Source organism: Streptomyces sp. NRRL S-118, from assembly GCF_000716335.1.
Lineage (GTDB): Bacteria > Actinomycetota > Actinomycetes > Streptomycetales > Streptomycetaceae > Streptomyces.
This window is the reverse complement of the sequence record NZ_KL591038.1, coordinates 39,711-48,487: the sequence shown is the minus strand read 5'-3', so window position 1 is coordinate 48,487 and position 8,777 is coordinate 39,711. Positions and strand designations below refer to the sequence as shown.

At 70.5% G+C, this 8,777-nt stretch carries 6 protein-coding genes; 3 read left to right on the top strand and 3 right to left on the bottom strand.

Annotation, left to right across the window (positions count from 1 at the left end; genetic code table 11):
- The first annotated feature begins 569 nt into the window (after positions 1 to 569).
- On the top strand, positions 570 to 1,094 hold the full coding sequence (locus IH00_RS0135075; RefSeq protein ID WP_031080368.1) for a hypothetical protein: 525 nt from the start codon (positions 570 to 572) through the stop codon (positions 1,092 to 1,094).
- 615 nt (positions 1,095 to 1,709) lie between these two features.
- Complete coding sequence (locus IH00_RS0135065; RefSeq protein ID WP_031080366.1) at positions 1,710 to 2,171, top strand: hypothetical protein; 462 nt, start codon at positions 1,710 to 1,712, stop codon at positions 2,169 to 2,171.
- Between the two features lie 619 nt (positions 2,172 to 2,790).
- Here IH00_RS0135065 and IH00_RS0135060 read toward each other — a convergent pair.
- Positions 2,791 to 3,396 (bottom strand): hypothetical protein, encoded by a 606-nt coding sequence (locus IH00_RS0135060; RefSeq protein ID WP_031080365.1) that lies wholly within the window; start codon positions 3,394 to 3,396, stop codon positions 2,791 to 2,793.
- A gap of 657 nt (positions 3,397 to 4,053) precedes the next feature.
- Here IH00_RS0135060 and IH00_RS39230 point away from each other — a divergent pair.
- Complete coding sequence (locus IH00_RS39230) at positions 4,054 to 6,063, top strand: PA14 domain-containing protein (protein WP_052411884.1); 2,010 nt, start codon at positions 4,054 to 4,056, stop codon at positions 6,061 to 6,063.
- Positions 6,064 to 6,468: 405 nt separating this feature from the next.
- On the opposite strand, the gene IH00_RS0135050 is transcribed toward IH00_RS39230, so the two are convergent.
- Positions 6,469 to 7,131 (bottom strand): hypothetical protein, encoded by a 663-nt coding sequence (locus tag IH00_RS0135050; protein ID WP_031080363.1) that lies wholly within the window; start codon positions 7,129 to 7,131, stop codon positions 6,469 to 6,471.
- Positions 7,128 to 7,742, bottom strand: a complete 615-nt coding sequence (locus tag IH00_RS0135045) for an RNA polymerase sigma factor (protein WP_031080362.1) — start codon at positions 7,740 to 7,742, stop codon at positions 7,128 to 7,130. Before IH00_RS0135045 ends, IH00_RS0135050 begins: the two co-directional genes overlap by 4 nt.
- Positions 7,743 to 8,777: the final 1,035 nt, after the last annotated feature.

The window sequence follows — 8,777 nt, the reverse complement described above, 5'->3', positions numbered from 1 at the left end:
ACCTGGGCCATCACGGTCTCCTTCACGGTGCTCTTGGGGTGGGCTCAGGTGAAGGAGACTTCGCGACGCCCGGGTGTCCAGCAAGATCCCGGGGCGGCCGGGACAGTCCGGGAATGTCCTTCCAGCTCATGCCCCTGTCCCGGCCGCCGCCAACTGCCGCGGTCGAAAGCGATGACAGGGCGCGTCGGCCGGGCGGTGCGTGGGATGCCGGCGACCGAGAGGGACGCATCCACATGGTTCAGGCAAGCCCTGAGCCACCGCCCCGAGTACCCGCCGCACCCCCTGTGACCAGGGCAGACACCCGGGTGGGACGGCCCCGGACTGTCCCGGCCGCCCACAACCGTTGCCGGACGCTCACCGGGACCGGCAGGCTCATCGCATCGACCGGCCCACCCGGACCACGCCCCTCGTCGACGGCACATCCGGGTCCGCCGCCTCGATTCCCCGCTCGCTGTCACGCCGGTGCCGACGACCCGGTGCGAGCAACCCACCATCCCCGGCCGCCGCGGCGCGTCAAAACCGCCGGCCGGTCACCGGATTCGTCCGTACGTCATCGAAGGAGCATCCGTATGTCCCTCCTCACCTCCCGCAGGGCCCGGCCCGTGGCCATCGCCGTCGCCACCCTCGGTGTGACGGCCGGAGCCCTCACCGCCGGAGCCGGCGCCGTCTTCGACAAGGACGCACAGCCGACCGACACCGTCGTCGGCGTAGCGGCCCAGCAGCGCGCCAAGCAGCAGGGCCCGGACGAGAAGTGCAGCACCGCCTGGCGCTCCTACAAGCCCCGCAAGACGTTCATGTGGGACCGCACCTCCAGCTGGGTCCTCGCTCCGGACAACGACGCGCTCAAGGTCCGCTTCCGCTCCATGGGCGGGGAATTCGTCTGGCGCTACGACTCCCAGTGCAAGCGCCAGAAGGCCTGGATCGCCCACGCCGGGCTGCACCAGACCGCAGCCCAGGTCCCTCAGGCCGGACTGCGCATCAGCCCCTGGTACACCACCAAGGAACGGTGCGGCACACAGGCCCGCGTCAACCGGATCAACGCTTGCTTCCGCGGCAAGGACTACAACTGGACCACCACCGCACCGCGCGGCTGACCCCCAAGCGGCAGCCAAGCACGCGGCACAGACCCTGAAAGGGTCACGGCCCTGGGCGGTCGCACCGCCCAGGGCCCGCTGGGCGGCTGCACCAGCGGGGCATCAGTACTTCACCACAATGCCCGTGCCGCACCCGCCGCCCGACCTCGCCACGCACCTGTTGGTCCGCTTGTCGACGTACGCGCACCGGCCGCCGGGGTGGCGGCGCCGGCGGCCAGTGCGATCGTCAGGGCGAGGAGTTCGGACCTCGCAGGCAGCGGGACGGGGCGCTGGAGGAGTCGTCATGCGGCGTTTCAACGACGTTGCTCAACTGAGGGGCAGGCGCTCCGGCCCGGTCGCAGCGGGCCCCGTCGCAAGCACCAGGGTGTGACGGTGGGTGGGAGCCGTCCCGGCCGATCTCGTGCATGGTGGCGTGCTCTCCGGTCTCGCGGCGGGCCTCATGAGTGAGCAGATGGGTATGCTGCTCCTGGCAGACAGCGCCTGCCCGCTCCGAGTCACGGTGGCCCACGTACGCCGTGACGGCGAAGACAAGGTTCTCCGAATCGCGCCCAGCACTTCCGCCAGGTCATCAGACATCCGTGCGGGGGACGTGGGCAGCCCTGCGAGGAGCACCTGATGACCCAGAACCACCGTCAGAAGTCGTGGATTCGCGCTTTCCAGGCCGCCACCGAAACGACGTACTTGAACGCTCGCCGCCGCCAGCTCCACTGGCCGACCCTGGCCGAAGTGATGGAGGAGCACGAGAGGCTCGGCAACTTCGGTATCGGCGTCTTCAACTCCCCTCGGTTGGCCACCGAGCAGCGGCGCGCCGAACTCGCCGGTGAGCGCGAGCACCTGCGGCGTAATGAGGACCTCATCGTGAAGACGGCCCTGTGGCTGCGCAACAACATCACGCCGATCAAGACGCTCACCGCTGGCAGCTACGGTGTGAAGCACTTGATCGAGCGGGCAACTGGCACATACCTGCCCAACGGCGTGCTCATCGCCTCCGCGTTCATCGTCGGGTATCCCTTCAGGTACGACCAGCCGAACGTGCGGTTCGGCATGAGCCAGCGCGACCTGAACAAGCTGAGGTAGGCGCGGGCTCCCGCCCTGCAGACCGGGCCCTCGGGCGTGTGCCGGGGGCCCGGTCGTTCTCGGGCTGGCTTGAGGTCCGGCGTCGGGGAACATCGGCACGGCGGAATGCCCGATGAGCACGGTGGGCTGGGACACGCTCCGGGGAACCGGGTACCTGCCCGAGCCGGACCGCTACGTGCGCCGCCGACCGCGCTGGGGCCCGGAACGGTCGACGCCTACATCTGCCAGCCTCGGGAGCTGTGGAGCATCAGCAAGGTGGCCGAGTACCTCGGCTACACCGGCCCGTCCGCCGCGGGCAGCGCCCGTAAGCAGTTCGGCCGGTGGGGCCTGGTGGCCGAGAGCCGTGAGCCGGGCCGCAAGAGGACCAGCTGTACGCGCCAACCAGGTCCAGGCCGCGCCCCGACCGAGGCCGTGGCCGGCCGAAGAAGACCGCCTCGGCGAGCGACGTCTAGTGACTCTGGAGCCGTACCGCATCGCGGGGCGGTATCGCTCTGCCGCGGCGCGGACGGCAGCCGCGTGGGGCAGCTCTGTACGGTCGGCGAGCTCTGCAGGCGATCCTTGGCGTGCAAGCTGCGGTGCTCCGGGGGTGTTCCGGGACACTGCGGCTGCGGGCAGGTGTTCAGCGGTAGGGGCTGAAGCGACCGAAGCGGGCTAGCAGCGTGTTTGCGGCGGACTCGTTCAGCCCGAGGGCGGCAGCTGCCTGCTCTGCTGGCGTCTCTCGCCGGGCGTCGTGGGCCGGCCAGTACCCGACCTGTGCGGCGGTCACTTCCATTCGGCGGGCTGCTCGCAGGGCGGCCAGCGGGGAGGTCTTCGCCAGCTTCTCGATCTCCTCCTCCAGCTGGGCCAGCAAGGTAGTGATCGTCTCCGGCAGAGGGACAGCTGACGCTTCCACCTCGGTGGTGTGCGCATCCCAGTCCTGCATGCACCTGTCCGCTGTGCCCGCTCCGGCTTCGGCCAGGTCGTGCTCGCCGATCTCGTCCCAGTCCAGCGGGTGCTCGCTACCGGTCCAGCCGCACGAGCACACCGCGCGCAGCGCGGCCGCGCGTGGCCCGTGCGCGATGCGGCCGCTGTAGATGCTCCACTGCGCGACCGGCTGTCCTCCTCCGCCGGAGCTCATGTCCAGGACGACGGGGGCCGGGACGGTCCCGTCGGCCAGGAGGACGCCGACCGCTCCCTCGTGCGAGGTGCCGAACTCCTCCGTCGTCCACGTCTCCCGCTCACTCATGCCCGTCCCTCCGTATGCTTCGTGTGTCTCCGGGCGCTCTTGGTGAGGCGCCCGGAGACGACGATGCCGCAGCCGGCGTGGCCGTACAGGCAAAAGCACCGATCAGGTGACGCAGCGGGCCGGGTCTGCAGGGCGGGTCAGCACATCTTGTAGTCGGCCCTGGTGGAGTTGTAGGGGCAGGTGTCGACGCGGGTGCCAAAGCGCCGGGGCAGTTGGCGCTGCCGCCGGAGCGAGTTGGTGGCACGCTTCCCGAAGGCTACGTCAAGCCGACCAGTTCTTTCCCGAGCTGCCTGGCCTGGGGCGACTTCCGCGGACGGCTCTGCCACACCTGCTACATGTTCGGCCGGGGGCACGGCGCGGCGGCCGAGGAGCGGTTGGTTGCGCCGTACGCGGGTCGCCGCGCCAAGGAGAGGCGCATCGCGATCGTGCATCGTACGACCTGCGTGCCACCGGCTTCACCGTGGAGCTTGCCGCGCTCGTCCTCGACTGGACGCCGCGCCGCTACGGGTGAGCGGTCGGGACGTCCCCCGAAATCCGGAGGTCCTCCCGAAAAAACGTGCGGGGGTGAGGGCAACCCCGCCGCCGCCTCACGAGTCACACAGGCGTCTGACACTGCACGTGATCCGCCATGGTCCGAAAGGGGCCCTTTTCTCTGTGATGACTCGTACCCGGCTGAGTACGCTGGCCGCGACGGCCGTTCTCGCCGCCGTCGGCGGCTTGATCACCGCCGTCCCGGCCTCCGCGGCCGTTACCTGCACCTCTCCGGTGTGGACGGCGCAGTACTTCGCCAACACCTCGTTCAGCGGCACCCCGAAGCTGACCGCCTGTGACTCGGCCATCGCCGAGAACATGGGCTCTGGAGACCCGGCCGGTGTCACGCTGCCGAACGACAACTTCTCAATCCGCTGGTCCCTCACCCGGGACTTCGGCTCCGGCGGTCCCTTCCGGCTTGCCGCGGCCACCCAGGACGGCATGCGCGTCTACGTCGACGGCGTGCGCAAGATCAACCTGTGGACCAACGTCTCCACCACCGCGCGCAAGACCGTGGACCTGAACATCCCGGCCGGCCGCCACACGATCCGTGTGGACTACGTCGCCTGGACTGGCTCCGCCTACGCCGGGTTCACCTACACCCCGCGCACCGAGGCGAGCGTCGACACGGTCAAGCCGCTGGCCCCGACCGGTCTGACCGCCGCGTACAGCCGGGACACCGCCAAGACCACGCTGCGCTGGACGGCCAACAAGGAGATGGACCTCGCCGGGTACCGCGTCTACCGCCGGCTGAGCACCACCCCGTGGGCGAAGGTCAGCGGCAGCTCTCTGCTCACCACCCCCTCCTTCGTCGACACGCCGCCCGCGACCGGCCAGACCTTCCTGTACGAGGTCCGCGCCGTGGACAAGGCCGGCCGCGAATCCACCGGCAGCGTCGACGTCACCGCCGCGACGGTGGACCGCACGGGCCCGGCGGCCCCGACCGGTCTCACGGTCGTCAGCGACGCGTGGATGGCCACCCTGAGCTGGCAGGCCGTCTCCGACGCGGCGACGTACGAGGTGTACGCCTCGTCCGCGGCTACCGGCCCGTTCGAGCTGCTCATCACGGCGACTACGACGTCGTACCGCACCAGCGCGCCCACGAACGCGAACCAGTACTACCGCGTCTACGCCACGGTCGCCGGCGACGGCGTCGACCGCACGCCGCCGGGGTCCCCGAGCGGCCTGAACTCCGTCGCCCGTCCCGGCTCCACCGCGGTGTACTGGACGGCGCCCGGCGGCCGCTGGGTCGAGGACTGGGACAACGGCGGGCACTACCGCGTGTACCGCTCGCCCGGCAAGACCTTCGACCCGGCCGCGCGCACCGAGGTGGCCTGCGCCGAAGAGGGGAGCAACGAGGCGGGCAACGGGGGTGCGTGCGTCGACCTGGGCATGCCCGTGAACACGTACGTGACGTACGCCGTCACGGCGGTGGACCCGGACGGCAACGAGTCGGCGTACTCCGCCCCGCTCGTCGTGCGCACCGGCGACACAGTGGCGCCGGGCCCGGTCACCGGCGTGAAGGTCATCCCGCGCAGCGACGGGATGCTGGTGAGCTGGGCCGCCTCGCCCGAGGACGACATCGACGAGTACGTGGTGTGGGCCGGCGCCCGGCAGGCCGACGGCACGGTCAAGTGGCTCGGCCCCGACCGCTGCTGGGAGGGCGTGAGCAACCCGCTCGCGATCCTCTGCGGCAACCTCCCGGACGGGGAGACTCGCGTGTACGCGGTTATCGCGAAGGACCACTGGGGCAACGGGCTGCACCCGAGCGACCCGAAGGTCATCGCCGTCGAGGCCACCGAGCTCAACGTCCGGCCCTCCGTGACCGTCACCCGGGACTGGAACCTCGGCAGCCTGAGCCACAACCCGACGGCCGCCCGCCCGTCCGTCGACTGGCAGTGCACCGACACGACCCGGTGCGGCACCGTCACCGGCTACCGCGTGAGCCGGTGGAACCCGGCGACCAAGACGTACGAGTCCCAGCACGACGGACTGCTCCCGGCCGACGCCCGAACGTGGACGGACCTCACGGCAACGAAGGGGAACACGTACTTCTACACGCTGGAAGCCGTGACGGCCGACGGCGCCGTGGTGGGGACGTACCCCTGGTACACGATCTTCCATGACCGTGTCTGAAGCACCGTCCGACTGAGTGCCCCAGCGGCCGCCTCCTCCACGGAGGCGGCCGTTTCCACACCCCCGGCACGGCGGCCAGCGGACCACGACCACCGGGACGCCCGCCTCGCATTCAGGCCCGGTGCTGGATCCAGAAGGTGATGAGGCTGATCAGGCCCGTACCGATGCCGTAACAGGCGCCGCGCAGCAGGTGGCTAAGTGCCGCGCGCCTGCGGCGGCGAACCCAGCAGGCCAACCGAGCGGTAAATCGGCGGATCGTGCGTGCTGTACGGCGGGGCGGGCTATCGTGCATGGCAGATGTTCCTCTTCTCGGGGTGCGTCGTACGAAGGAGCCCTCTCGACCCGGTGGCCTCGGAACCTCGGGGGTCGAGGACGGGCTCCTTCGCTGTGAGCGGGGGCGGGCGGTCAGCGGCGGGCGAAGTCGTGGAGCTGGTCGGCCAGGCGCCGGTCGGGGCCGCCGACGATGATGCAGGAGTCCTTGGTGGCCAGGCGGTCGACTTCCATCTCCAGGTCCCCGGTCGGCGGGGTGGCGGCGGAGCCGTTGTTGCGCACGTAGCGGGCGAACATCTCCAGGCAGTCCAAGAACGTCTCGTCCGGGGCGTCGGAGTCCACCACGGAGTGGGTCACCTCGTGCAGCCAGTGCTGCGCTTCCTTGCTCTCCCCCAGCGCCAGGTGGTGAAGGTGCAGGCAGTACGCGGCCGCGCGGTTGCCGGCTCCGGCGGCAAGCTGCCACCAGAACTGCGCGCTTTCCGGGTGCCCCGTCAGGTACAGCAGGCAGGCGAAGACCAGCGCGCCGTCGACGTCCAGGTGCTCCTCCCCCCGCTCGGTGCCGTAGGTGTCCTCGGCCAGGCGGTCGACGTGCACGGCTGCGCCCGGCTCGTTCAAGACCCAGCGGCAGACCACGGCCAGGCGCTTGCCCGCCTCGGCCGCGCGTGCCATGTCCGGGGTCGGGGAGGCCTTGGTCGCGTCCGCGGCGAGCCGGCGCAGGGCTGCGGCCACGTCGAACGTGGCCGACGAAGACACCGGCACGGCCGCCTTGGCCAACAGCTCATCGATGGTGGCAGTCACTGTCCCGTCCCTTTCTTATTCTTGTTCTTGGCTCGCTGCGGCGCCGGGAGCCCAAGCTGAGCCCGCAGGCGCTCCTTGCCCTTGCGGCCGTGGTAGTCGACCGTCCGCTCATGCAGGCCCATGAAGCGAGCGATCCGCGACGTTTCGTAGCCGAGGAGGTGCCGCAGCACGATGACGGCGAACTGCCGGGTCGGCAGTCCGGTGATCGCCTCATACAGGCCGCTGCTGGACTCCATCAGCTCGAGCTTGTCCTTCGCCTCGCGCAGGGCACGGAATATCGGGCCGTTGATGACGAAGGCCGGTTCACGGCCCTCCTTCTCCAGCCGGGCGCGGACGTGGCGGTGCAGCACCGCGAGCGTGCGCTGCTCCAGGTCCCCCTCCTGCAGGAGCTGGTCCCAGCCGCCGAGGATTTCCAGGAAGACCTGGTGGGCCACCTCTTCAGCCGCGCGTCGGCTGCCGAGGTGGATCTCGCCGTACGCGTGGAAGAACTCCTGATGGCCCAGGTAGAAGGCCTCGAAGTCCAGGGGCAGGTTCAGCACCTCGTCGGCCATTGGCTGGCCGCCGGCGCTGTCCTGGGGCGAACCGTCAGCGTTGACGTCGCCATCTCTCACACGGGCCTCCGCTATGCGTTGACCACCGTTCGGTCCTCGTCATCGAGGCGGTGGTGCCGAAAACGAGTACGGGCGACTCGCCCGTACGAGGGCTCCGTTGGCCCTCAGGACCCACCCTGTCGATTTCCAGGGCCCGACACTCACGCCCACCTCAAGAAAAATGACCGAGCGATCATGCCTGGGGACGCAACGTAGTCGCGAGAGTCGGATTCACATTCGACCAATGACCCGTGACCTGGCAAGACGCACGCTGCCCGGCGCCACCCCCTGCCCTTTGCCGAGCATCAAGTGGCAGATGTCACACCGCACTTGCTCGGCAACCGTCACCGGACGAACCACAGCAGTCACATAACCGACCGCCGCCTCCCGCTCGAGCGCGACGGCCAGGCCCCAGATGCCGCGTACGGCCTCGACCCACCGCGCGCGAGCGCGCGCGATCCCCGGCGCCGTCACGAGCCGCTTCGCGTCCTCCCCGCGCCCCCAGGTTGTCCGCCATGGCGGGCCCGACGCCCGCCGGGCGCCGGGCCGCTCCTGCTCCGCGCCTCCCGGCCGCACCTCAAGGCGTGCCGTGGGAATGGAAGTTCCGCGCCACCGGACAGGGGCACGCGCGCCCTCTGTACGGGGGCGCCGTGGCGAGCCTGCCCTCTTGCGGGCCTAACCCACCGGTCCTCCAACGTGCTCCCGCCGACCCGGCCTGTCCGGGACGGGAGGACTCTTTCCACTCACTCACTGGAGGACCCATGCCCATCGACGTACTGCTCGCCCTGCCCTGGATCCTCGGCCTCGGCGTGCTGTGCGCCCGCCGTCGTCTGCGTCGTGGCCCTGTGCCGCGCGCACCGCACCGACACGGTGGCCGTGGTCCGCGCGCTGCCCGAGCTCGCGGCGACGTTCCTGCGCTACCGCCGGTGAACCCGGGGGCGGCCATCCCCGGGCAGCCCCATCAAGCGCGACGCAGAGCGCCGCCGTACGTCATCCGGACGTAGGGCGGCGCCCGCCGACACTGGTACACCACGCGAGCACCGGCGTCGCCCCCGG

What these genes read in the sequence shown, in the direction of transcription:
- IH00_RS0135075 (WP_031080368.1), top strand. Translation starts at nt 570, where the DNA reads ATGTCCCTCCTCACCTCCCGCAGGGCCCGGCCCGTGGCCATCGCCGTC.
- IH00_RS0135065 (WP_031080366.1), top strand. Translation starts at nt 1,710, where the DNA reads ATGACCCAGAACCACCGTCAGAAGTCGTGGATTCGCGCTTTCCAGGCC.
- IH00_RS0135060 (WP_031080365.1), bottom strand. Translation starts at nt 3,396, where the DNA reads ATGAGTGAGCGGGAGACGTGGACGACGGAGGAGTTCGGCACCTCGCAC.
- IH00_RS39230 (WP_052411884.1), top strand. Translation starts at nt 4,054, where the DNA reads ATGACTCGTACCCGGCTGAGTACGCTGGCCGCGACGGCCGTTCTCGCC.